The following is a 24,667-nucleotide window of genomic DNA, read 5'->3' on the forward strand; positions in this document are numbered from 1 at the left end:
GCCTGGCTTATCATTTCTGCAGCATCCCCCTGTGTTACGGCTTTCTATATATCTATTTGCTTTAATTTTTCCGATGTACTATAACGTTTAATTATAGATAACGAATCAAATTCAGCCCCGTTTAGCCGGCCCGGCACAAGGATACCAGATGAAGCTGCAACAACTCAGATATATTGCCGAGGTGGTGAAACATAACCTCAATGTGTCGGCGACCGCAGAGAATTTATACACCTCTCAGCCTGGGATCAGCAAACAGGTGCGCATGTTGGAAGATGAGCTGGGTATCCAAATATTTGGCCGCAGCGGCAAGCATTTAACCCATGTTACCCCGGCAGGTTTGCAAGTCATCAGCATAGCCAACGACATTCTGGGTAAGGTCGAGAGCATCAAGAAAGTCTCGGAAGAGTATACCAAGCCGGATCAGGGCGAGCTGAATATCGCCACTACCGATACCCAGGCCAGGTATGCCCTGCCGGGTATCATCCGCAGCTTCATCGAGCGTTACCCTAAGGTGAATCTGCATATGCATCAGGGCACGCCCTCACAGATCAGCGAGCAGGCGGCCCGCGGCGATGCCGATTTCGCCATCGCCACCGAGGCCATGCACTTGTACTCTGACCTGGTCATGTTGCCCTGTTATCACTGGAATCGCTCGGTGGTGGTGCCTAAAACGCACCCCTTGGCGAGCAGCAGTAAGATCAGCATAGAGGAGCTGGCCCGTTTTCCGCTGGTGACCTATGTGTTTGGCTTCGACAGGGCATCGGAAATAGAGAAAGCCTTCAATCGTGCCAACCTCGAGCCCAGGGTGGTGTTCAGTGCCACCAGTGCCGATGTGCTTAAGACCTATGTCAGATTGGGCTTGGGGGTTGGAGTCATAGCCTCCATGGCGATAGATCCCGTCATAGACAATGACTTGGTCGCCATAGATGCCGGCCATCTGTTTGCCCACAGCACCACCAAAATCGGCTTCAGGAAGGGCAGCTTCTTGCGCAGCTATATGTACGATTTCATCGAACACTTCGCGCCGCACCTGACCCGGGATGTGGTGGAAAAAGCCGTGGCCCTGAGGGACTCCCAGTTGATCGAAGAGATGTTTGCCGATAAAGAGTTGCCCATGCGCTAGAGGCGGTGGTTGACTTGTGCTGGCAAGCGGCGGTTTGCCGGTGCAAGCAATAAAAAATCTCGCCGTGGCGAGATTTTTATGTTTTCTGTCAATGCTGCTCGTTGTGGCACGATTTTCCTGGGGTCAACATTCGACTATGTTTACCGCCAGGCCGCCCTTGGCGGTTTCCTTATACTTGCTGCGCATGTCTTTGCCGGTATCCATCATGGTCTTGATCACCTTATCCAGGGAGACCTTATGATTGCCATCGCCTCTGAGGGCCATTCTCGAGGCGTTGATGGCCTTGATGGCCCCCATGGCATTGCGTTCGATGCAAGGCACTTGCACCAGGCCGCCGACGGGATCACAGGTCAGTCCCAGGTTGTGTTCCATGCCTATCTCGGCTGCATTCTCCACATGTTCGACCGTGCCGCCCATGATCTCCGTCAAGGCGCCCGCCGCCATGGAGCAAGCGACGCCGACTTCACCCTGGCAGCCCACTTCGGCACCCGAAATAGAGGCATTCTTCTTATATAGGATGCCTATGGCGGCGGCCGTCAGCAGATAACGGGCGCAGACATCTATGTCGACTTCCTGCACGAAGGTGTCGTAATAGCAGAGCACGGCGGGGATGATCCCGGCGGCACCGTTGGTCGGTGCCGTGACCACGCGATCGCCGGCGGCATTCTGTTCGTTGACCGACAGGGCAAACAAGTCGACCCAATCCATCGCCGTCAGGGGATCCACGTTGTTGCGGCCTTCGGCCTTGAGGCGACGGTATAAGGCAGGAGCCCTGCGGCGAAGCTTGAGTCCACCGGGTAAGATGCCTTCCTTATGGTAACCGCGTTCGATACAGGTCTTCATCGTTTGCCAGATATGCCACAGGCGCTGTTTGACATCTTCTTCCGTGGCAATGCTCAGCTCGTTAGCCATCATCAGCGAGGAAATACTGAAACCATGGCTGGCGCATAGCTCCAGCATCTGGGCGGCGCTGTTGAAATCATAGGGGGCGGCCTCGATCGGCGCGGCCGGTGATGCATTTCTTTGGTTGATCTCATCCTCATCGAGGATGAAGCCACCGCCGACTGAATAATAGGTGCGCTGGCATAGGCATTCGCCTGCGCCATAGGCATAGAGGGTCATGGCGTTGGCATGGGCCGGCAGGGATTTGCGTCTGTGATAGAGGATACCGTCTTCGCGGGTGAATTTGACCCGCTTGCCATCGGCTAAGATGAGCGTTTCTTGTTTGGATACGGCATCGAGGATCCGCTCTATGTTCTCTGTGTCGACGGTTTCAGGATCTTCGCCCATGAGTCCAAGAATGACGGCCTTCCCCGTGCCGTGGCCCTTACCTGTTTGTCCCAGTGAGCCAAAGAGTTCGGCACGCAGTTCATCTGTGCTGTCCAGCAGCCCTAATTCGGCCACATGCTGCATGAAGATCTTACCCGCCTTCATGGGGCCGACGGTATGGGAGCTCGATGGGCCTATGCCGATCTTGAACATGTCAAATACGCTAATCATGATAGAAGCCTTGCTTACTTTAATTATTATTTTAGTCTTTGCGCCGTGGATTGCTCGCGCACTTGTTAGAACCAGAGTAATCTCATCCTGTCAGACAAGCCCATGGCTTCAGCCTCTGCGGGTCTTGGATTAGCCAGGATGGCTTGTGGTTCCCCTTAAGTAAGAGTATCCCACAATTCGGGCTCGGAATTGGCATTAGTTTTTTTATCCAATTGTTCTCGGATTAGCTTGATTAAGGTGGAATATGCCAGCATCCTGCGACTCTGGCTGGATTTAACATTCTTTAGGTATGAGCTGCAGTGACAATATTGCCGGACCGGGGCGTTTAACCTTGCCTGCATCCGGTTATGGCAGCAGATTTTTTAGGTTAATTGGCTATTTTAGGAGGAAGCGTGAGCTACTTAATGTTGGATATCTCATCCGTGGAGCTGAGTGACGCCGAAGCGCAGATGTTGACCCATGCTCAGGTCGGGGGCTTGATCCTCTTCAGTCGCAATTTTAGCGACAGGGAGCAGCTGATTGCGCTGATCAAACAGATACGCAGCCTAAGGCCCGAGCTGTTGATCGCCGTAGATCATGAAGGCGGACGGGTGCAGAGATTCAGGGAAGGTTTCACCGCCATTCCTGCCATGGGAGACATACTGCCGGCGGCCAAGGGAGACAGGTCGTTGGCGCAGCGCTGGGCCAAGGAGTTGGGTTTCCTGATGGCCATAGAACTGCTGGCATGTGACATAGACTTAAGCTTCGCCCCCGTGCTGGATCTCGATGGGATCAGCCAGGTCATAGGCAAGCGCAGCTTCGGCAGCGATGTCGAGGTGGTGAGCTTGCTGGCATCCAGTTTCATCGACGGCATGAGCGATGCGGGAATGGCCGCCGTTGGCAAACATTTCCCGGGCCATGGCAGTGTCGCGGCCGACTCTCACATAGCTCAGCCCATAGATGAGCGCGAGCCGGCGCAGATCTTCGGCCAGGATATGCAGCCATTCAAGCGGCTCATCGATGCCCACAAGCTGGCGGGCATCATGCCGGCGCATGTGATTTACCCCAGAGTGGATCCCAATCCTGCCGGTTTTTCGGAGTACTGGTTGAAGCGAGTGCTGCGAACCGAGCTTGGCTATCGGGGAGTGATCTTCTCCGATGATCTGGGAATGAAAGGCGCCGCCTTTGCCGGTGACTACCCGGCGCGGGCCCGCGCGGCACTGGATGCCGGCTGCGACATGATCTTGGTCTGTAACGACGCCCAGGGCGTGGCTTCATTGCTTGAGGGCTTCAGCTGGCCCGAGCAGGCCCCCCAATACCCGGCAACCTTGCTTAAGCCGAACGCCAAGTCCGTGGCGCGGGCTCTGGAAGATGGCGCGCGTTGGGAGAAGGCGAAACAGCTGGCCGAACAGCTCAATCTGGCGCAGTCAAGCCGATCCTAACCTGCCCAGTGCTTGCAGCAAGGCTTAGCCCCTAGTTGTTGTTGCCATCCTGTTACCCAACGCGGACCGCTCAGGGAGCGGACCTGCGTTGGGTTCCTTTCTCGCTGTCCAAGCCATGAAAAACTCATTAATCATCTTATTTCTCAGTAGTTTATACGGTACGCCATGAAGAATAACCCGGATAAATGTGACGCAGATCACGCTGGGTGTGCGGGCAGGGAGTCTTATTGTTAAAATGCTTGAAAATTATTGTGTTAGTTGTAAAGTGGCGATCGTCCAGCATTTGTACCGCTCGGTAAAATGCTGCTACCTATATTGACTGTTACCCACACTTACTGAGCCTCAGGGGTTCACAAGTTGCGTATGTCGCCCGACACAGCTAACCGAATTTTCGTTAGCTGTTTTTTTTGTATGGAAAATAAACCGTTATTTTTTGCCGACCTAAGATCTATGAGTTATGTTTTGCATAGCATTATGCGAAGAGGATGCATAGATGAAGCGGGTATTAATCAAAGTGGAAGGGCAGGTGCAGGGGGTCGATTTCAGGCGTTATACCGTGCTCAAGGCCAGAGAACTGGGGATCACAGGTTACGTCAGCAACCAGGCCGATGGCAGTGTGCTTATCCTGGCCCAGGGCAGCCATGCCGCCGTTAACAATTTGCTGCTCTGGTGCGACACAGGTTCGCCCTTGGCGAAGGTGACACGCATCACAGTGGAAGAAGACGAGGCGAATGATATCTACCTCGACTTCTCCATAGTGCAGTCTTAATAGTGCAGTCTTAAAGGAGACCCGCTGCGCCTTTAGTCCCCTGCGCCGGCGCGGCTTCAGTGCCGGGCTCTCTGTCTGTTTCTTGGTCTGTCTCTTGGATGCTGGGGGGCGCCATCTTGCGTATTTGCATCACTATCCCCATCCTGGGATGATCGAAATAATGTATCTCACCGCTCTTTACCCTGCGATTCTGCACCAGAGGAATACTGGCCAGGAAAGGCGTCGGTACCGTTTGTTGCTGCGCCTCTGGTGGCTGAGCTGTTGCCGGCGCTTGTATTGCCTGACCATCGAGTTGCGTCGCAGGTAGCTGCCACTTCTCCACTTCTTCTCGCAAATTCAGCGCGGTTTCGATATAGAGGTAGTGGCTGAGATAGATATTGATGTCGCCATCCAACTGCCACACGGGGGCAGGCGTTTCAGGCATATCAGCAACGGCAGGCATGTCAATCACAGCTGGGGTATCGCCATTCAGTGGCATCCGGCTATCTGCTGCCAGATTTTCTGTGTCGCCTCCCAGAACCGCCAGGCTGTCCGGGTCATTCATCGCCGGTATGGTCACTCTCGGCAGGCCATTGGCTTCAAATTCGGCGGCGAAGTTACGCCCGGCAAACAGCCTGACAGGCACGGCTCTGTGTCTGGGCTGCATGTTCTGTTGCCAGCTCATATGCAACAGGCTGGTGTTGCCCGGCTCTCTGGCGAGTTTGGCCATGATGTCCTGAAATTGTCCCTGACTCTCCGCCAGCAGCACAGGCGGGCCACCCTGAACCGCGTATTGGGGGCTGCTGGCCGCAACAGACACAGGCACTCGGCTGGGATAGCTGTAGTGGATGACTGCGGCTGCTGGTGCACAAGTCGAGGGCGTCGACTCGTCGGCAACACAGTCGGCCTGAACTGGCTGTGCCTGCTGCTCTGCCAGTAGTTGCTGCTCCGGCAACATTCCCGCTTCCGGCTGCATGGATTGTGCTTGTCGGGCCGGCTGGCTTTCCAGTGTTTGTGGCGCCTGCAGCTCCGCCTCTGTCTGCCCAGACCCGAAAGCCGCTATGCTCTGTGGAATGAGGATTCTTGGGGTGATGAGATCCACCCGCTTGCTTGCCTTGGCCGGTGCGACCAGCTCAGGCCATTGTTCGGTCGATGGGGCTTGGCGGGCAAACACATAAACTTCAACTTCGAACCAAGCCTCTTCACTGGCTTCTCTTGCCCAGGTCTGGGCCGACAGGGCGGCCAGGGTGACGATGGACATAGCAATTTTACCAAGCACTATTTCTCTCCAATACTGTGTTGCGATAATTGCGTCAGCAGTAAGTTAACCAAGGTTAATCTGTCTTTGCTGGTTTCGGCCGGCAGGCTGAACTTTAACTTATTTGGACCTTCCATTCGATAGATTTGTGGCTGACTCTGCAGCAGGCCTATGATGAAACCGGGATCTATGCGGTGATCTTCGCCGAACTCTATGCTGCCGCCCTTGGCGTGCATTTCTATCTTGGTGGCCCCCAAAGCGCTGGCCCTATGCTTGTAGAGGGTCATCTCCAGCAGGTTGCGAGTGGCGTCCGGCAGCAGACCGAATCTGTCGATCAGCTCGACCTTCATCTCATCCAATGCCCGTTCGTTGTCGCAATTGGCGATGCGCTTATACAGCGACAGGCGCACATTGACGTCACCGACATAGTCTTCCGGCAGCAAGGCGGGGATCCTCAAGTCTATCTCACACTGCTGGTTGAGCATCTGCGCCAGCGATGGCTCCTTGCCTTGCTTGAGTGCCTTGACCGCGGATTCGAGCATTTCCATGTAGAGGCTGAAGCCTATCTTGGAGATATGGCCGCTCTGCTCATCGCCCAGGAGTTCGCCGGCACCGCGGATCTCCAGATCCTGGGTCGCCAGCATGAAGCCGGCGCCGAGATCTTCCAGCGCGTCTATGGCTTCCAGCCGCTTGCGGGCATCCTGGGTCATGCGCTTGGGATGTGGGGTCATCAGATAGGCGTAGGCCTGATGGTGCGAGCGACCGACCCGGCCACGCAGCTGGTGCAGCTGCGCCAGACCGAAGGTGTCGGCGCGTTCGATCAATATGGTGTTGGCGCTCGGCACATCTATGCCGGTTTCTATTATGGTGGTGCACACCAGCACGTTGAATCTCTGGTGGTAGAAGTCGGACATGACCCGTTCCAGCTCCCGCTCGCGCATCTGTCCGTGGGCCACCACCACCCGGGATTCGGGCAAGAGATCACGTATATCCTGAGCACATTTCTCTATGGTCTCGACATTGTTATGCAGGTAATACACCTGACCGCCACGGAGTATCTCCCTCAGTATGGCCTCGCGTACCGTCGGCTTGTCGTATTCACGCACGAAGGTCTTCACCGCCAGGCGTTTGGCCGGCGGGGTGGCTATGATGGACAGATCCCGCATGCCGGACATGGCCATGTTGAGGGTGCGGGGAATGGGGGTCGCCGTCAGTGTCAGTATGTCGACGTTGGCCCGCAGCGCCTTGATCTTTTCCTTCTGGCGCACACCGAACCTATGCTCCTCGTCTATGATGAGCAAGCCTAAGTTATCCAGTTTGGCGTCGGATTGCAGCAGCTTGTGGGTGCCTATGACGATATCGACCTTGCCCTCGCTCAGGGATTGCAGTACCTGGCTCTGTTCCTTGGCGGTGCGAAAGCGCGACATGACCTCGGTGACGACCGGCCAGTCGGCGAACCTGTCCTTGAAATTCTCATAGTGCTGCTGTGCCAGCAGGGTGGTGGGTACCAGCACCACCACCTGTTTGCCGGCGTTGACTGCGACGAAGGCGGCCCGCATGGCAACCTCTGTCTTGCCGAAACCTACGTCACCGCATACCAGTCGGTCCATGGCGGTGGGGGATTGCATGTCCTGCAGCACGGCCTCGATGGCGCTTTCCTGATCGACGGTTTCCTCGAACGGAAAGCCCTGGGCGAAGCTGGCATACTCTGTTTCATCCAGGCTGCAGGCCTCACCGGGTCTGGCCTGGCGCCTGGCGTACACATCCAGCAACTCGGCGGCGACATCCCGGATCTTCTCTATCGCCTTCTTCTTCGCCTTGGCCCAGGTCTCGTTGCCCAGCTTGTTGAGATGGGCCTGCTCGTCCGGGCCGACGCTGTAGCGGCTGATGAGATGCAGCGCCGACACGGGCACATACAGCTTGTCGCCGCCGGCGTATTCCAGCTTGAGGTACTCGGCTACCAAGCCACCCGTGTCCAGGGTTTCCAGCCCCTGGTAGAGGGCGACCCCATGCTCTAGGTGTACTATCGGCTGACCTACCTTGAGTTCGGCGAGGTTCTTGATCAGCACATCGTTGCTGATTTGTTTCTGTTTTTCCCGTCGGCGTTGCTGGGAGATGCGCTGGCCGAACAACTCAGTCTCGCAAATCAGGCTGATATCGCCACCAGCCAGAGAGAGGTGACAGCCATGGGCCAGGGGAGAAACGATCAGGCCAAGGGGGGCATCGGCTGCAAAGAAATTATCCAAGTGGCTGAATAATTTTGGCTTTATGTTAATTTTAGACAAGAGCTCCAGCAGGGCCTCGCGCCGGCCTTCGGACTCGGCGCTGAACAACATTCTCGGCGCCGTGGCGGCGTAGTCCTGCAGCGCCTGCAGCGGCTGTTTCAGCTTATGGTTGGCGCCTATCTCGGGCAGGGGATTGGCATCCAGCCTGGGGAAATCGGCATCGGCCTGTGTTTCTAATTGGTAACGGGGCAAGGGCTTGAAGGCGGCAAACAATTGCTCGGTCAGCAGATACAATTCCTTGGGTTCGAGCAGTGGCCGCAGGGGATCGACCCGCCTGTCCTCGAAACGTGTCTGCACCTCATGCAGATGCGCCTTGGCCGCCTTCTCTATGTCACCCAGGGTGACCAGCTGGGTCTGGGACGGCAGGTAATCGAACAGGCTGGCGGTGTCATCGAAGAACAGTGGCAGGTAATTCTCTATTCCCGCCGGCATCAGGTTACGGCTCACCTGTTGATAGACAGATTCAGGCTCCTTGGCTATCAACTCGAAACGCCGTCTGTATCTTTGACGGAAACCTTCGATGGCGGCGCTGTCTGTGGGGAACTCCTTGGCCGGCAGCATGCGTATCGCGTCCACGGCGGCGCTGGACCTCTGGGTCTCGGCGTCGAAATAGCGGATAGACTCGACTTCGTCATCGAACAATTCGATGCGCAGCGGTTGCTGGGCCCCGGTGGGGAAGATGTCCAGGATGGAGCCGCGAATGGCAAATTCACCGTGCTCATATACTTGCTCGACCAGATGGTAGCCGGTATCCGTCAGTTGCTGCCGCATCTGCTGCAAACTGTACCTGTCGCCTTTCTTGAGCAGCAACACATTACCCGCCAGGTAGGCCCTTGGGGGCTGACGCACCATGAGGGTGGTTACAGGCACTATCACCACACAATGCTCATCGCCGCCCAATTGCGACAGGGTTTCCAGTCGCTGGGAGATCAGGTCCTGATGGGGCGAGAAGCTGTCGTAGGGCAAGGTTTCCCTGTCGGGGAACAGGCAGACCCGGATCCGTTCCTTATCCGGGCGCTGCTGGTCCGGGAGACGGGTTTCCAGTAAATAGTGCAGCTCAGTTTCCAGCGTCAGTGCGCTCGGGGTATCACTGGTGACTATGAGGGTGGTGCCCGGGTATTGGCGTATGATATTGGCTAATGCCAAGGCCTGGGACGCCCCGCCCAGAGTGGACAGGGTTTGCATCTGGGTGCCTTTCTTAACCGCAGGCGGGGTCAGTACTGAAAAATGCGTCATTGAAATACGGTAACTGATTTATTCACAAAGAGTTGTGGCCATTGTAGAGGCTTGAATGGTCGGGGGCCAGCGAAAAGTCTAGTCCTGGCCGGCTTGCTCCCTGGCTTGCTTGCGCTGTTTAAGCTGCTTCTGTTGCACATTGAGACTGGCTTTGACCAGCTGCTCTACGTCGGCATCGAGGATCTGGCTGAAGTCCAATCTGGTATGCCAGCAAGGCGCTGGCGTGTCGCCATTGATTGGGGCCACAGGCGCCGCCTCCACAGAGGAACTCACACTGGCGATGCAGAGTATGGCCACCAGCTCGTCATGGATATAGAGCATCAGTTGATGCTGGGTGCCGATCGGCAAGGGCGCCGGCGTGGCTATCACCAGGCCGCTGCCCCCAAATTGCATGCCGATATACTTGTCGCCCTGCTGATGCTCACGCTCCAGCACATACTGCAGCACAAGATCGACCTTGCGTGACTGTATCTTGAGGAAGTCGACCACCGCCTTGGCCTCGTTGTCCAATTGGCGCAGTTGCAGCAGGCAATGGGCTTCCAATGCCTTGGCTTCGGTGAGCAACTGCATGCCCTGGGACTGCATGGCACGCAGGCTGGACTCACTGGGTAAGGGTTTATCCTCCGGCCAGGGACTGAGATAGACGGCGAAGTTGTGAGGCACACTAAAATAGGGATTGGCGTCGGTGAACAAGGCTTGCCTCTTTATTTATCGGACTAATAGACCTATTATCGTGCGCATCTTCATGATTTAGCAAGTTCACCACCAAGGACCCGGGCCTTTTTCCATGAATCCAGGATTTTCTTTTTTTGTCGGCCTGCGTTATTGGCGTGCCAGAAAGGCCAACGCCTTCGCTTCCTTTACCACTGTGTTCGCTGTGTCGGGCATCTTCCTCGGGGTCGCTGCCCTGATAGTCGTCAGCTCTGTGATGAATGGCCTAGAAGGCCAGTTGAAGCAGCGTATTCTCGGGGCTGTGCCGCAATTGACTGTCCACAGCCAGGCGCCGCTCGAAGACTGGCAACAAACGGCGACGGCCCTAACCCATATACCGGGTGTCTTGGGGGCGACCCCGAGTGCAACCACTCAGGCCATGGTGCAATCTGTGGCCAACATCAGTGCCGTGCAGGTCTATGGGGTGTTCCCTGAGTATGAAAAGCGCCTGTCCGCCATAGCACAGCATACCTATTCCGGGGCCTTCGCCGAACTCGAGGCGGGTGAATACCGCATAGTGCTGGGGGCCGAGTTGGCGCGCCGGCTCAAGGTGGCTGTCGGCGACAGTGTACGTTTGCTCAGTGGCGATGGCGTCGTCTATTCCCCTCTGGGACCCGTGCCCAGCCAACGTAAGTTTACCGTGGCCGGGGTGTTTGAGATGGGCTCCCAGGTCGATGCCAACCTGGCTTATGTGCATTATAGCGACGTGCGCAGGTTGATGCGCCTGCCACCACAGGATATCGAACAGCTGAGGCTTTATCTGAACGATCCCTTTTCCGCCCAGGCGTTGGCGCCCGAGGTGACTGAGCTTTTGGCCGCCCGAGGGCTGCCGGTATCCACCAGCGATTGGCGCGACAGTTATGGCCAGTTGTTCGGGGCGGTTAAAATGGAAAAAAACATGATGGCGCTGATGCTCAGCCTGATAGTGGCGGTGGCGGCCTTCAACATAGTGTCGGCATTGGTGATGATGGTGGTGGATAAAACCACGGATGTGGCCGTGCTCAAGACCCAGGGGTTGTCGACCCCGGAAGTGATGGGGATCTTCGTGGTGCAGGGCAGCCTCAACGCCTTGCTGGGGTTGCTGCTGGGGTTGCTGGTGGGGGTGTTGTTGACCCTGAATCTGAATGGCATCTTGATGCAACTGGGCGTGTCCGTGCTCGGCGCCGGTCAGGCACTGCCGGTGAAACTCGCCTGGGAGCAACTGACTCTGATAGTGGCGGGTACCTTGGGCATCAGCCTGTTGGCGACTGTGTATCCGGCGCTGCGTGCCGCCGGTGTGCAACCGGCCACGGCATTGAGGTATGAGTAGCATAGGCTGCGAAGCCTATGGGTAGGGTGGCAAATTTCCAATATCTGGCTTTAGTATCTGGCGTTAGTATCTGGCCTCACATGGGGGCCTGAGACGTCGCCGAACCTGGTCCACTTTCCCCCCGCGACCGGCAGCATGGCTAAGCCAGTGATGCGGGTCGCCCGGGCAAAAAATAGAGAGAAGGTTAAATGCAAGACGTGTTATTACGAGTCGAGAATGTCAGCAAGGATTACCATGACGGAGCCGTGACGACCCGGGTGTTATCCGAGGTCGAGCTGCAGTTATTCAAGGGCGAACAGCTGGCGATCGTCGGTAGTTCAGGCTCGGGCAAGAGTACCTTGCTGCACATCATGGGCACCCTGGATGCACCCAGTTCCGGGCGGGTGCTCCTGCTGGAGGAAGATCTTTATCGGGTTTCCGCCCGGCGTCAGTCGCAGATCCGTAACCAGGAGCTGGGTTTCATCTATCAGTTTCATCATCTGTTGCCCGAGTTCACAGCGCTGGAAAACGTCGCCATGCCGGCCTTCATCCAGGGGCGGGCGCGCCAACAGGCGCTGGCCGAAGCCGGTGCCTTGCTGGAGCGGGTTGGCCTGGGGCATAGGATGAGCCATATCCCGGCAGAACTGTCCGGCGGCGAGCGCCAACGGGTGGCTATCGCCAGGGCCCTGATCAACAAGCCCAAGCTGGTGCTCGCCGATGAGCCGACAGGCAACCTGGACGCCGTCAGCGGCGATGCCGTCTATGCGTTGATCCGCGAGTTGGCCGAACAGCTGGGCACCGCCTTCGTGGTGGTCACTCATGATCATAAACTGGCCTCGAGAATGGACCGGCAGGTGACCATGAAAGACGGCAAGCTGCAACCTCTGTCGGGTCTGGTGCTATGAGGGGCACACTGCCATTGGCCATCGGCTGGCGCTTCTATCGGGCCCGGCAGGCGAACAGCTTCATCAGCTTCATTTCCTTCGCGTCGACGGCGGGCATCGCCCTCGGCGTCGCCGTGCTGATCTTGGTGTTATCCGCCATGAATGGTTTCGAGCGGGAACTCGAGCAGCGCCTGCTGGGCGTGGTGTCCCATGGCGAGCTCACAGGGGTGAATGAGCCGCTGCATGACTGGCAAAAAACCGTTGCGGATGCGGCCCATATTCAGGGAATAAGCGCTGCGGCGCCTTTCATCCAGCTGCAGGGACTGGTGCAGAAACCCGGTGGCTTTCAGGGCCTGTCGATCGTTGGCATAGACATAGCCGAAGAGGCCAAGGTCTCGACCTTAGCCGATTATATGACGCCGGCCAGCTGGCAGAGTCTGGCGACGGATGAGAACCATATAGTGCTAGGGCAGGGGTTGTTGGATAAATTGGGTCTCGAGGTCGGCGACATACTGGCACTCTATATGCCGAATAAGACCGCCGAGCAAGGCGGCAGCCTGGGGGCGGCCAAGAGCCATAGGTTTGTGATCTCGGGCAGTTACCGGCTGGGCGGTGAGCTGGAACTCTCCACCGCCTACATACCGCTGCGTTACGCCGCCGAGCTGCTGCAGATGGACGGCGTCTCCGGGGTGCGTATCAAGGTCGATAAGGTGTTCGATGCCCCCGGGCTGATCCGCGAATTGGGTTACAGCCAAGATCAATATCTGTACATCAGCGACTGGACCCGCACCCAGGGGCATCTGTATCAGGACATTCAACTGGTGCGCACCGTGATGTATCTGGTGCTGGCGCTGGTCATCGCCGTCGCCTGTTTCAATATCGTCTCTACCTTGGTGATGGCGGTGCGGGACAAGGCCAGTGAGATAGCGATACTCATGACCATGGGCCTGGACAGGACGGCTATCATGACCATCTTCATGGTCCAGGGCGCACTCAATGGTTTGTTGGGTTGTGCCTTCGGTGGCCTGATAGGGGTTGCCCTGGCGCTGAACTTGAGCAGTTTCGCCTCTGGGCTGGAACGGCTATTCGGGATGACGTTCTTGTCTGCCGATGTGTATTTTATCGACTTCCTGCCGTCGCAGCTGCAGTGGCCGGATGCCGCGCTGGTGATCACCATGGCCTTCGTGATGAGCCTGCTGGCGACCCTGTATCCGGCCTTCAAGGCCAGTCAGATAGCGCCGGCCACGGCGCTCGCCGGGCGCTGATCCAGGCTGCCTCATGCAAGATGACTCATGCAAGATGACTCATACAAGATGTCTGGGTCAGGGTCATCAACGTCAGCCAATAAAAAACGCGCCTTGAGCGCGTTTTTTTATGTTCTAGGTTTTGTCAGGCTTTTGCCAGGTTTACTGCTTGTTGCGGCCATTGCCATTGCCATTGCTGCGTTGTTGCCATTTAAAGATTATCGAATAGCGCCACAGACTCTTGATGGTGAGAAAGCCAAGCACGGCGAAAATGGTCCCCAGCACGAAACAACCGAGCAGAAATGGCGGCCCTATGGTGGTGATCGAAGCTTCTATCCATTGCCAGCTCGCCTGGAAGTTGAAGTTCTGAGGCGTATGGCCGAGGAGCCTGGCACCCAGGAGGTAGGCTGCGTAGAAGATGACGGGCATGGTCAGTGGGTTCGTAATCCACACCAGGGCGACCGATACGGGCAAGTTCACATTAAAGGCGATGGCGAGCGCTGCCGCCAGTACCATCTGAAACGGCATGGGGACGAAGGCCACAAACAGGCCGACCGCAAAGGCGCCGGGGGCCGATTTGCGGTTCAGAGCCCACAGGTTTGGCTTATGGAGCAAGGTTCCGAACATGCGCAGGTGTTTATGGTCCCGCAGCGTTTCCGGCTTGGGCATAAACCTGCTGATAAATTTTTTTGGCATAGGCTGAGATTGCTGTCTTAACTTAATTCACTATGAATGGATTCATGTTTGGCTTTTGTGCCTGTTTATTGTCGGCGATGTTGTGGCCATCACTCCTGCCTGCGCCCCTCATTCCTGTGGTGATCCTGGGGGGGCTTCTACTGGCTAAAATATCCCCGCTGTTGTCAGGAAGTTTGTCGGCCCTGGCGTGGATATCCAGCTTCGGCCTCATCTTGTTGCCGTCAGAGGCGCTGCAATTGCCGCCATCTGTCAGTATCAGAGGCGAAATCATAACACTAGTGGATCGAAACAGCGACTGGGTTAGTCTGGATATCGCATTAATTAATCGAAATTTAATCTTGGCCCCATTACCCTTGCCCAGACCCAAACTCAGGCTGACATGGCGAGATCCGCCGCCGCTCGCCCCCGGGCAGATCTGGCGTCTCGAACTCAAACCCAAAGGGCTCAGCAGCCTGCTGGATCAGGGCGGTTATAACCAGCAGAAACACCTCATCGGTCAGCATATCATAGCCAGGGGCAGAGTGATCCATGGTGAGCTGCTGATGGCGCACACTTCGGTGCGCCAAGCATGGCTGAACCTCTTATTGCCCGTGCTGAGGCCCTTGGAGAGGGGAGACATACTGCTGGCCCTGTTGCTCGGTGACAAACGACTCATAGGGGCGCAGCGCTGGCAGGCCTTGAGGCAAACGGGCACGGGCCATCTGGTGGCGATTTCCGGGTTACATCTGTCCGTGGTGGCGGCCTGGGCCTATGCGTTGGCGCTCTGGTTTGGACGCCTCTGGCCCAGTCAGGGGCGGCGTAATCTGTTGATAGCATTGACCTTGGCCGCTGGCAGCGCCTGGGGTTATGCCTATTTGGCGGGCTTTGGCATCGCCACCCAGAGGGCCTTGTTGATGATCTTGCTGCTGATGTTGCTGGGGGCGTTGCGGCGCTTCTCCTCGCCCTGGGAGCGCCTCCTGACCGCCTTATTCCTGGTGCTGCTCATCTCTCCCTTTGCCGGCCTGAGCGCCGGTTTCTGGCTGTCATTTTCGGCGCTGGCGATTATCCTGTTCAGCCTCCAGAGTTACCCCCATGCGGCCCAGCTTGCCGATGCCAGTGCCCATGCCAGTGCTCAGACGGATCCTGGCATAGGCCCAAGAGTCGGCCTGTGGGCGCGGCAATTCTGGGCGGTCCAATGGCGTCTTAGCCTCGGGCTGGGCTTGCTGCAGGCGCTATTGTTCCAGGGGTTCAGCCTCCATAGCCTATGGTTGAACCTGCTGCTGGTGCCTTATTTCAGTTTCCTGGTGATCCCGCTGGTGTTGCTGGTATTCATGCTCTGGGATCTGGGGCTGGCATTTGGCCAGGACTGGCACTGGCTCTGGGTGCTGGCCGATGCCAGTCTGCAGCCCTTCACCGCCTTGATCGACTTTAGCAATCGGCTGCCGGCTCATTGGCTGCAGCCCTCACAGGCCATGCTGGCGGCGGCGATATTCACCGGGCTGGGGTTGCTGTTGTTGCTCAAGGCCAGGCCATCGGCTCATGCCGGCTGGCAGCGTTGGGGCTGGCATTTGGCTCTGTCGGTCTGCTTGCTGCCGGCGCTGTTGTCGCTCTGGTTGACCTTGTACCCCATAGCGCAGGCGCGCTGGCGGGTGCATCTGCTCGATGTCGGTCAGGGGCTGGCCGTGGTGGTGGAAAAGTCGGGCAGGGCATTGTTGTACGACACAGGCGCCGCCTTCGGCGATTTCAGCTATGCCGAGCGGGTGATCTTGCCATTCCTGAGCAGCAAGGGCTTGTCGGCACTCGACTATCTTGTTATCAGCCATGGCGACAACGATCACGCCGGCGGGGCGCGGACCATGCTGGCAGCCTTCAATGAGGCCAGGGTGATCTCGGATCTGCCCGAATTCGGCCAGATAAATTGCCGCCCCAAACGCCTCGCCTGGCAGGGGTTGAGTCTGGAGATAGTGGGGCCGGCGCAAGCCGTTGCGGGCAACAATGGTTCCTGTGTCATCCGCATCGGCGATGAGCGGCAGAAGCTGCTGCTCACGGGGGATATAGAAGCCGATGCCGAACAGGCCTTGTTGGCCGGCGGGGCGCAGCTGCACAGCCAGGTCCTGATCGCCCCCCATCATGGCAGCAGAACCTCGTCATCCCCGGCGTTTATCGCCGCCGTGGCGCCCGAGCTGGTGCTGTTTCCCGCCGGGTTCGAGAATCGCTACGGGTTTCCCAAGGCGGACATAGTGCAACGCTACCGGGCGCAGGGGATCCGTGCCCTGAGCACGGGGGAGGCCGGCCAGATCAGTGTGCTTTTTAATCGCGACGAACGGGTCGTTCGTGGCTATCGCGCTGATTTGGCGCCTTTTTGGTATAACCGTTTGTTTAGATTTGGTGAGACGCCTAAACCGGAGTAGAATGCTCACTTTGCCATTATCTCAGTGTTATCAATGACAACATCGCCAAAAAATGAAATCTGGACAGTCTTCAAGCGACTGATGGGGTATCTCAAACCGATGAAAGGCATGTTTGTGCTGTCGGTATTGGGCCTGCTGACCTATGGCCTGGTCGACGCCGCCTTCATCGCCTTCATTAAACCTTTCATCGACGAAGGTTTTTCCGGCCAGAGTGTCGTGCCTTCCGTGACGTCACTGACGGGTGGGGTAGGAATGACCTCGGATGGTTTCAAGGCGAATAAGGATGTGTTGACCCTGGCACCGCTGGTGGTCATAGGCATGTTCGCCCTGCGGGGGCTGGCTAATTTCGTGTCCACCTACGGCATCTCCTACATGAGCGCCAGGCTGATCATGGACATGCGCCAACAAGTGTTCGAACACTACCTGAGCCTGCCCGTCAGCTATATCGACAGAGAGAATACCGGCAATCTGATCTCCAAGGTGACCTTCGATACCGAGCAGATAGCCAGAGCCTCGGGCAGCGCCCTGATTTCCATCGTTCGCGACAGCATCACTGTGGTCGGTATGTTGGCGTTGATGTTCTTCTACTCCTGGAAATTGTCGCTGTGCATCCTGGTCATAGGTCCCATTATGGGGCTGGTGATCAGTGTGGTGAGCCGACGTTTTCGCAAGGTCTCCAAACAGATCCAGGCCGCCATGGGTGGGGTGACTGCGACCACAGAGCAGATGATCAAGGGGCATAAGAATGTGCTGGCCTTTGGCGGCCAGGAAACCGAAGCCAAGCGTTTTGCCCAGATCAACGATAGAAACCGCCACCAGAACATGAAGCTGGCTGTGGCCCAGTCCGTGAGCCAGCCTGTCATCATGGTGATTGGCTCCTTCGCGCTGGCATTTGTGCTCTATGCCGCCAGCTTCGACAGCATGAAAACCGACCTGACTGCCGGTACCTTCGCCACCATTCTTGCCGCCATGTTGGGCATGCTGCAACCCATCAAGAATCTCACCCGGGTGAATGCCGAGTTCCAGCGTGGCATCGCCGCTTCAACCACGGTATTCGAACTGCTGGATACCGAGCCTGAGGAAGACAATGGCCATTACGAGGTCGCCAGAGCCGCGGGTAATCTGAGATTTGATGACGTCAGTTTCCGTTATGCCAACCAGGACAAGCTGGCGCTCGATGGGGTGTCGTTTGAGGTTCGCCAGGGGCAAACCCTGGCGCTGGTTGGCCGCTCCGGCTCGGGTAAGTCGACCATCGCCAGTCTGATCACCCGTTTCTATGCCGGTTTGGAGCGGGGCGACATCTTGCTCGACGATGTCAGCATCTATGATTACAGCCTCAAGTCGCTGCGTAATCAGGTTGCCCTGGTGTCGCAGCAGGTGACCCTGTTCAACGATACCATAGCCAACAACATAGCCTACGCCTATCCGGGGGAAGTGACCCGTGAACAGATCATCAAGGCCGCCGAGTTGGCCTATGCGATGGAGTTCATCGAGGCCTTGCCTGAGGGCCTGGATACCCAGGTGGGTGAGAACGGTGTGCTCCTGTCCGGCGGCCAGCGTCAGCGCATCGCCATCGCCCGTGCCATGCTGCGCGATGCGCCCGTGCTGATCCTGGATGAAGCCACCTCGGCGTTGGATACCGAGTCGGAGAAGGCGATTCAGCTGGGCCTGGATAACTTGCGGCAGAACCGTACCTCTGTGGTGATAGCCCATAGGCTGTCGACTATCGAGAGCGCCGATCAGATCTTGGTGGTCGATCAGGGCTGTATAGTCGAGCGGGGTACCCACAAGTCGCTGCTCGAACAAAATGGCATGTACGCCAAGCTTTATCAGATGCAGTTCGGCAGCTAGATGCAAGCTTGGGTAAATCGTCTCTGGTATCTAAGACACCCGGCGCGTTGGTTGCTGGCGCCCCTGTCGCTGCTGTTCATGCTGCTGACGGCACTGCGCCGCAGCCTGTATCGCCTGGGGCTCAAGCAGACCACTGTTTTGCCTGTGCCCGTGATAGTGGTGGGTAACATCAGTGTCGGCGGTGTCGGCAAGACCCCGACCGTGCTCTATCTCATTCGGTTGCTGCGCTCGGCGGGCTATAAGCCAGGGGTGATAAGCCGGGGCTACGGCATCCACATAGACGGGGTGAAAAGCGTGCTGCCGGGGGCCAAGGCCGAGGATGTGGGGGATGAGCCGGCCATGATAGTAGCGCGTACCCGCGTGCCCATGGTGGTCGGCCCCAGTCGTATCGCCGCGGGGCGCAGGCTCATCGCCGAGTTCGATGTCGATGTCATTCTCTGCGACGATGGTTTGCAACATTATGCGCTGCACAGGGACCTGGAGTTGGCGATCCTTGATGGCGAGCGACGTCTTGGCAATGGCCTGTTGTTGCCGGCGGGGCCGCTGCGCGAAGGGGCCTGGCGACTGCAGACTGTCGATTGGGTGCTAGTCAACGGCGGTGAGGCTCGGGCGGGGGAGTGGCAGATGACGCTGGAACCCGGTGAACTCAAGGCCGTGGGGCAGGGCACCAGACTCGCCCCTCCGCGACCCGGGCAGGAGGTGATCGCCATGGCGGCCATAGGTCATCCGGCACGTTTTTTCGGCACCCTGGCGGCATTGGGGTATCGGCTGAAACAGGGTGTGGCCTTCGCCGATCATCAAGCTTTCAAGCTTGAAACATTGCAGGCGCTGGCCCGGGACCAGCCCTTGCTGATGACAGAAAAAGATGCGGTAAAATGCCGTGATTTTGCACAAGAGAACTGGTGGTATCTGGCAGTCGATGCCAAAATAGCACCACAATTTGACAGCCAGTTGCTGAGCCGGCTCAAGGCCGTGATTGAGGCTAAACGAGGAACCCCAGATGGCATTCGATAAAAAACTGTTGGACATAGTGGCTTGCCCTGTTTGTAAAGGCAAACTCGAATACGATAAGGCGGCGCAGGAGTTGATCTGTAAGGCTGACAAGCTGGCTTACCCCATCACAGAAGGTATCCCTGTCTTGTTGGAAAATCGTGCCAGAGAGTGGCATAAGGCGGAATAATCCCGGCGTCTGTTCGGCTGTAGCGCTTCCCTGTGAAGCGCTTTTTTATGCCTATCGCCTGGTTATGCGCCCATTGATATATGCCCATTGCTAGATGCCCATAGCTACAGGCTCATCGACTCTTGCCGGCGCTATGGGAGCCGGCCGATAACAGGCGCTGTCAGTACCGCAGCAGGAACCAGGCACTGGAGTGTGTTGATGTTGTCAACTTGATTCACGGCAGTAGATTGTGTTTTTGTTTTTATAAAAATGTAACAAAATAACTGCTTAAGTAGTTAAATGCGCTTAATTTCTTTGTCTGAGAATTGATTCGCTTCATGGCCTTATTTATACTCGGCGTCGTTCATTGGAATGGAGTCCCGGAGTATGAATTCCCCGTCATTTAATCACCTGGTTACCAACATGCTGGCCGCCCACCCAGGTGAGCGCGTCTGCCAATTTGAGTATGAAGGCAAGAAATATTGGTTGAAGCAAACCGAACGCCTCCAGGGCGCCATGCGTTTGTTGAAGGCCGATCCGCATCAATCCTTTCTTAAAGAAGTTCGAGTGCTGCAGCGCTTGGCCGAGCTACAGGCTCCGGTACCTAAGCTTATCCAGGCCGACGAGCATTATCTGGTGTTGGAGGATGTCGGTCCTACCGTCAATCAATGGCTATCGGCCCCCGGATTGGAACCCGCTTGTCTGCAGAGCATATTGAACGATAGCGCCAAGGCGCTGGCAGGGCTGCATAAGATGGCACTGGCCCACGGCAGGCCGGCATTAAGGGACATCAGCTGGCAGCAAGGGCGGGTGACTTTTATCGATTTTGAAGCTAATCAACAAGGTAGCAACCTGCTGATGCAACAGATCAGGGATCTGTTGGTTTATATTCATAGCCTGTACCGCTATTTGGGTCCGGCGGAGCAGATGATTGGCGAGGCCATTAAGCATTACCGCAACACGGGCGGTGAAAGGGTGTGGCGCCATACCCAAACTTTGTTGGCCGGTTGGCAATGGCTGGGTTTCCTGCTGCGACCCTTTCGTCACCGTGGTGGGCGGGATTTGAAACCCATTTACTGGGTACTCAGGTCGTTCAGGGCTGAGCAGAGCTAGCCTGCTTTTTTACTTCCCCCTAGCATCACCGGCTCACGCTCCCTGTGCCGGCATTAAGTTCTGTTATTTGTCCAGTCATTGGTTTTTTGCATTGAAATTGGCATTTTAACAGGTGTTATTCAGGCTAATGCTCTGGGGGCAGCTGGGGGATTTTTGCTAAAACCAGGCTTTGGATGAATAGTGCTGCAGTAGCAGCTTTTTTTACCCATAATGTTAATTGTTAGTAAATATTACATTTTAGCAACACCTCAAAAATTAGGTGCTTACCTATGCCTGTATTTAGTGTTTTAAACTGAAAGTTGACTACATTTTAGTCGATTATTTCGTATCGTTACTTATTTTTGTTGTGAATCAGACTATTATGACGCAGATGATTGTAAGCAAATTTATTTTACCGCTTTACCTTTGATTCTGATACAAATTCGAAAAAACAACTCAAAAACGATCAAAAAATAAGCGCTTATTGATTGTAATATCGTCAGTCCCTTTGCTAGTATGCCGGCTGTTTTTACTCACAAAGCCAGTAAAACCCTGGGTTCAACCGGGTTGGAGGCCGAGTGATGTTGTTTAGCGGTTTCAAGAATAATTGACTCGGCCTTAGGGACCGGGGCGCTAGATTATTTGTATTGTTTAGGGGTAATGAATTTGAACATGAAGAATGTCTCAGTGGCATCGCGCTTTGCCGCGACTCACTTTTCCCGGTTGAGTGCTTTGACACTCCTGGCACTGGCATCGGCCACCACGTTTTCGGGGCCAGCCCTGGCCAAAGCACAGAGCCATGACTCTCACTCCCAAATCCACCTACCTCAAGGCAAAGCACATAAGGCCAGGGCAGACAAAGCCAGGGCCGACAAGCAACAAACCGAGCAACAGACGCTGGCGTTGGCCGGGCTGATGGCGGAGTATCGCCATGCAGCCAAGGCCGCCGACGTCAATGGCGCCAGGGCATCACGGGATGCTGAATTAGCGCAACAACTGCTGGAGCTGGCCATCGCCCGTCAGGCCGCTCAGGGTGAGTTGCTCAAGACAGATCCCGGCGCTGCGCTGCGCAGCGTGCTACCCGAATCCAAACGCGCCGGCCTGCCGGCCGAGGTCGAGGCCAGGCTGGCACATAGGGGCGAACTGCAAGGTGAGCTTGAAGTCGTCTATGAAGATTTCGAGGATCCCAGCCTGAATCGTTTACAGCATACGCTGGTGACCGACAAGGGCCGGGTGGTATTGCATCTGCCCGCCAATGCCCGGACTGCACAGTTGAAAACCGGCGACAAGGTGCGGGTCAAGGGCTGGCAGTTCAATGATGGTCGGCAAGACGCGGCCAACGGCGACCTGGTCGTCGACGAGGCTCAAGACGGTTTGGTGGTATTGGCGGCGGGTGCCGACACTCTTGCCGGCACGAGTTCTGTCTCGACCATGACGCCACTGTCGGGCACCAAGGGCGAGCAGAAGCTGCTGGTACTCATGCTCAACTTTCAGGACAATCCGAGTGTGCAACCCTGGACTGCGGCGCAGGTGCAGCAGATGGTGTTTGGCACAGTCAATGATTACTACCGGGAAGCCTCCTACGGCCAGACCTGGCTCACGGGAGATGTGAAGGGCTATTACACCTTACCCATCAACACCACCTGTGATTACTTCGGCATGGACAGTTATGCGCAGCAGGTCGCCAAAGATAACGGCATAGATTTGAGCCAGTACCAACGACTGGTGTACATGTTACCCCAGAACAGCGCCTGTGGCTGGCGTGGTCAGGGCACAGTCGGTGGCGTTCCTTCAAGGGCCTGGCTCAACGGTGAACTCAATCTGCTCACCATAGGTCATGAATTGGGCCACAACCTGGGTCTTAAGCATGCCAAGAGGCTGAACTGTGGCAGTGGCTACATCAGCGATGCTTGTGTTGCCATCACCTATGGCGATGTGCTGGACATCATGGGGAAGTCCGAGGGCCATTTTAACGTCTTCAATAAAGAGCGACTGGGCTGGCTGACCGCCGAACAGGGTGAGATAGCCACAGCAGACAAGGATGGCAGCTTCCTGCTGGAACCCTATGAAACCAGCCCGAACGGTGTGGCCAAGGGGCTCAAGGTGCGCCGCGGCACGGATGCGACTACTGGCGAGCAGTTGTGGTACTACCTGGAGTATCGTCAACCCACAGGTTTTGACAGTTTCCTCGCGGGCAAGGCGGATACGGCCGGGGTGTTGGTGCATCTCAATAGCAGCGCCGAAGACATAGAAAGCAGCCAACTGCTGGATATGACACCGCTAAGCTCTATCTATGATTTGGATGATGCCGCCCTGGTGGCCGGTCAAAGCTACACAGATAGTGTTGCCGGTGTGACCATCACCACAGAATGGGCCGACGGCTCGGGCGTTGGCGTCAACGTCAGTTATTCGGGTGGCACGGGCGCCAGCTGTGTCAGGGCCAGTCCCGCTTTGGCTCTGTCGCCCAATACCAGTGCCTGGGTCGCCCCCGGCACCGGCGTGAGCTATAGCGCGACCGTGACCAACCGCGACAGCCAGGACTGCGCCGCCGACAGCTTTGCCGTCTCGGCACAGGTGCCTGCGGGCTGGAGCGCCACGAGCAATAGCCTGAATCTGGCTCCGGGTGCCAGCGGCAGCGTGACCCTGACGGTGACCTCGTCAGCCAGTGCGGCCGACGGTTTCTATGACATCAACATCAGTGCCAAGCATGGCAGCGACAGTCAATACCAGAGCAGCGGCCTGGTGAGTTATGTGGTGGAGACCCCGGTTGCGGCCTGTGTGTTGGCTAACCCTGTGTGGTCACTGACAAGCAACAGCAGCGGTGCAGTCGCACCCGGTACAGCCGTGACTTATCAGGGCATGCTCAAGAACAATGACAGCGACAGCTGCGCCGCCTCGAGCTTCGATGTGGCAGCCAGCCTGCCCACCTCCTGGAGCGCCGACACTGCCAGTGTCAGCCTGGCACCGGGCGAGGCGAAGGCCGTGAGCATCACAGTGACTTCGTCTTCGACTGCTGTTGATGGCGTGTATGATTTCAGCCTGTTGGCCCGCAATCGCAACAATTTGAGCTATCAGGCGTCTGCCAGCGCCAACTATACCGTGAGCGCGCCGCTGCCGACATGCAGCCTGGCCGCGCCGCGCATAACAGTTGCCAACCCGGTTGGCTTGGAACTGGCCGCCGGCAGTTTACAAAGCTACAGCGTCACAGTGACCAACCAGAACGGTCAAGGGTGTGATGATGTCGGCTTCAATCTGTCTGCTTCTGTGCCTGCGGGTTGGAGTGCCGACAGCGCCAACCTGACCTTGGCGAGCGGTGCCAGCAAGACGGTGAGCCTGGGCGTGACCTCTGCATCGACGGCCATATCCGGCAGCTACAGCCTGACGTTGACGACGCGCGACAGTGTTAACAGCGGTTACCAGGCCAGCACCTCAGTCAGTTACACTGTGGCCGCCAAGGCCAACAGCGCCCCTGTGGCGGTCAACGACAGTGTCGCCATGTCGAGCAAGACGTCCATCAGCATCAATGTGCTGGGCAACGACAGCGATGCCGACGGCGATAAGCTCAGCATCAGTGGCGTGACTCAAGGCGCCAAAGGCAGTGTACAAATTATGGCCGGTGGCCAGCTGGTATATACCCCGTCCAAGAGCTTCAAGAGCGGTGACAGCTTCAGCTATACAGTCACAGACGGTAAGGCCACAGCGACCGCCACTGTGGTGGTCAGCCTGACAAGCTCGGGCGGCGGTAATGGCAAGGGTAAAAGATAACCGCTGAAGTCGAACA

17 protein-coding genes are annotated in these 24,667 nt (G+C 56.8%); 12 read left to right on the top strand and 5 right to left on the bottom strand.

The features are described from left to right. Window positions 1–148: 148 nt before the first annotated feature. On the top strand, window positions 149–1,123 hold the full coding sequence (gene cysB, locus HC757_RS00085; RefSeq protein ID WP_169562233.1) for an HTH-type transcriptional regulator CysB: 975 nt from the start codon (window positions 149–151) through the stop codon (window positions 1,121–1,123). Between the two features lie 123 nt (window positions 1,124–1,246). On the opposite strand, the gene HC757_RS00090 is transcribed toward cysB, so the two are convergent. Next, window positions 1,247–2,623 (bottom strand): L-serine ammonia-lyase, encoded by a 1,377-nt coding sequence (locus tag HC757_RS00090; protein WP_169562234.1) that lies wholly within the window; start codon window positions 2,621–2,623, stop codon window positions 1,247–1,249. 392 nt (window positions 2,624–3,015) lie between these two features. Here HC757_RS00090 and nagZ point away from each other — a divergent pair, with 392 nt between their 5' ends. Continuing rightward, window positions 3,016–4,044 (top strand): beta-N-acetylhexosaminidase, encoded by a 1,029-nt coding sequence (gene nagZ / locus HC757_RS00095; RefSeq protein WP_169562235.1) that lies wholly within the window; start codon window positions 3,016–3,018, stop codon window positions 4,042–4,044. Window positions 4,045–4,537: 493 nt separating this feature from the next. Continuing rightward, window positions 4,538–4,813, top strand: a complete 276-nt coding sequence (locus tag HC757_RS00100; protein ID WP_169562236.1) for an acylphosphatase — start codon at window positions 4,538–4,540, stop codon at window positions 4,811–4,813. 10 nt (window positions 4,814–4,823) lie between these two features. On the opposite strand, the gene HC757_RS00105 is transcribed toward HC757_RS00100, so the two are convergent. From HC757_RS00105 to HC757_RS00115, 3 genes are all read right to left on the bottom strand, one after another. After that, window positions 4,824–6,053, bottom strand: a complete 1,230-nt coding sequence (locus HC757_RS00105; protein ID WP_211164209.1) for a peptidoglycan binding protein CsiV — start codon at window positions 6,051–6,053, stop codon at window positions 4,824–4,826. Window positions 6,054–6,070: 17 nt separating this feature from the next. Next, entirely contained in the window at window positions 6,071–9,571 is a 3,501-nt protein-coding gene (gene mfd, locus HC757_RS00110) for a transcription-repair coupling factor (protein WP_169562238.1), read from the bottom strand. Window positions 9,572–9,649: 78 nt separating this feature from the next. Continuing rightward, window positions 9,650–10,264, bottom strand: a complete 615-nt coding sequence (locus HC757_RS00115; RefSeq protein ID WP_169562239.1) for a hypothetical protein — start codon at window positions 10,262–10,264, stop codon at window positions 9,650–9,652. A gap of 94 nt (window positions 10,265–10,358) precedes the next feature. Between HC757_RS00115 and HC757_RS00120 the strand changes: the two genes are divergently transcribed. From HC757_RS00120 to lolE, 3 genes are all read left to right on the top strand, one after another. Further along, window positions 10,359–11,591, top strand: coding sequence for a lipoprotein-releasing ABC transporter permease subunit (locus HC757_RS00120; protein ID WP_169562240.1), 1,233 nt, complete (start codon window positions 10,359–10,361; stop codon window positions 11,589–11,591). A gap of 188 nt (window positions 11,592–11,779) precedes the next feature. Next, on the top strand, window positions 11,780–12,475 hold the full coding sequence (gene lolD / locus HC757_RS00125; protein ID WP_169562241.1) for a lipoprotein-releasing ABC transporter ATP-binding protein LolD: 696 nt from the start codon (window positions 11,780–11,782) through the stop codon (window positions 12,473–12,475). Further along, a complete protein-coding gene (gene lolE / locus HC757_RS00130; protein WP_169562242.1) occupies window positions 12,472–13,719 on the top strand; it encodes a lipoprotein-releasing ABC transporter permease subunit LolE in 1,248 nt (415 codons plus the stop codon). The genes lolD and lolE overlap by 4 nt, the downstream gene beginning before the upstream one ends. Before the next feature lie 141 nt (window positions 13,720–13,860). On the opposite strand, the gene HC757_RS00135 is transcribed toward lolE, so the two are convergent. Then, complete coding sequence (locus tag HC757_RS00135) at window positions 13,861–14,394, bottom strand: DUF2062 domain-containing protein (RefSeq protein ID WP_169562243.1); 534 nt, start codon at window positions 14,392–14,394, stop codon at window positions 13,861–13,863. 32 nt (window positions 14,395–14,426) lie between these two features. Between HC757_RS00135 and HC757_RS00140 the strand changes: the two genes are divergently transcribed. The 6 genes from HC757_RS00140 to HC757_RS00165 all read left to right on the top strand — a co-directional run bounded on the left by HC757_RS00140 (window position 14,427) and on the right by HC757_RS00165 (window position 24,651). Beyond that, the gene (locus HC757_RS00140) at window positions 14,427–16,784 is read left to right on the top strand and encodes a DNA internalization-related competence protein ComEC/Rec2 (protein WP_169562244.1); all 2,358 of its coding nucleotides are present in this window, start codon (window positions 14,427–14,429) and stop codon (window positions 16,782–16,784) included. A 33-nt stretch (window positions 16,785–16,817) separates the two neighbouring features. Next, a complete protein-coding gene (gene msbA / locus HC757_RS00145; RefSeq protein WP_169562245.1) occupies window positions 16,818–18,635 on the top strand; it encodes a lipid A export permease/ATP-binding protein MsbA in 1,818 nt (605 codons plus the stop codon). Then, window positions 18,636–19,649: a tetraacyldisaccharide 4'-kinase gene (gene lpxK / locus HC757_RS00150; protein WP_169562246.1), complete on the top strand. Its 1,014-nt coding sequence runs from the start codon at window positions 18,636–18,638 to the stop codon at window positions 19,647–19,649. After that, a complete protein-coding gene (locus tag HC757_RS00155; protein ID WP_169562247.1) occupies window positions 19,636–19,815 on the top strand; it encodes a Trm112 family protein in 180 nt (59 codons plus the stop codon). Before lpxK ends, HC757_RS00155 begins: the two co-directional genes overlap by 14 nt. 366 nt (window positions 19,816–20,181) lie before the next feature. Then, complete coding sequence (locus tag HC757_RS00160) at window positions 20,182–20,907, top strand: lipopolysaccharide kinase InaA family protein (protein ID WP_169562248.1); 726 nt, start codon at window positions 20,182–20,184, stop codon at window positions 20,905–20,907. A gap of 651 nt (window positions 20,908–21,558) precedes the next feature. Further along, the gene (locus HC757_RS00165) at window positions 21,559–24,651 is read left to right on the top strand and encodes an Ig-like domain-containing protein (RefSeq protein ID WP_244622985.1); all 3,093 of its coding nucleotides are present in this window, start codon (window positions 21,559–21,561) and stop codon (window positions 24,649–24,651) included. Window positions 24,652–24,667 lie beyond the last annotated feature (16 nt).

This window comes from Shewanella salipaludis, from assembly GCF_012911865.1.
Taxonomy (GTDB): domain Bacteria; phylum Pseudomonadota; class Gammaproteobacteria; order Enterobacterales; family Shewanellaceae; genus Shewanella; species Shewanella salipaludis.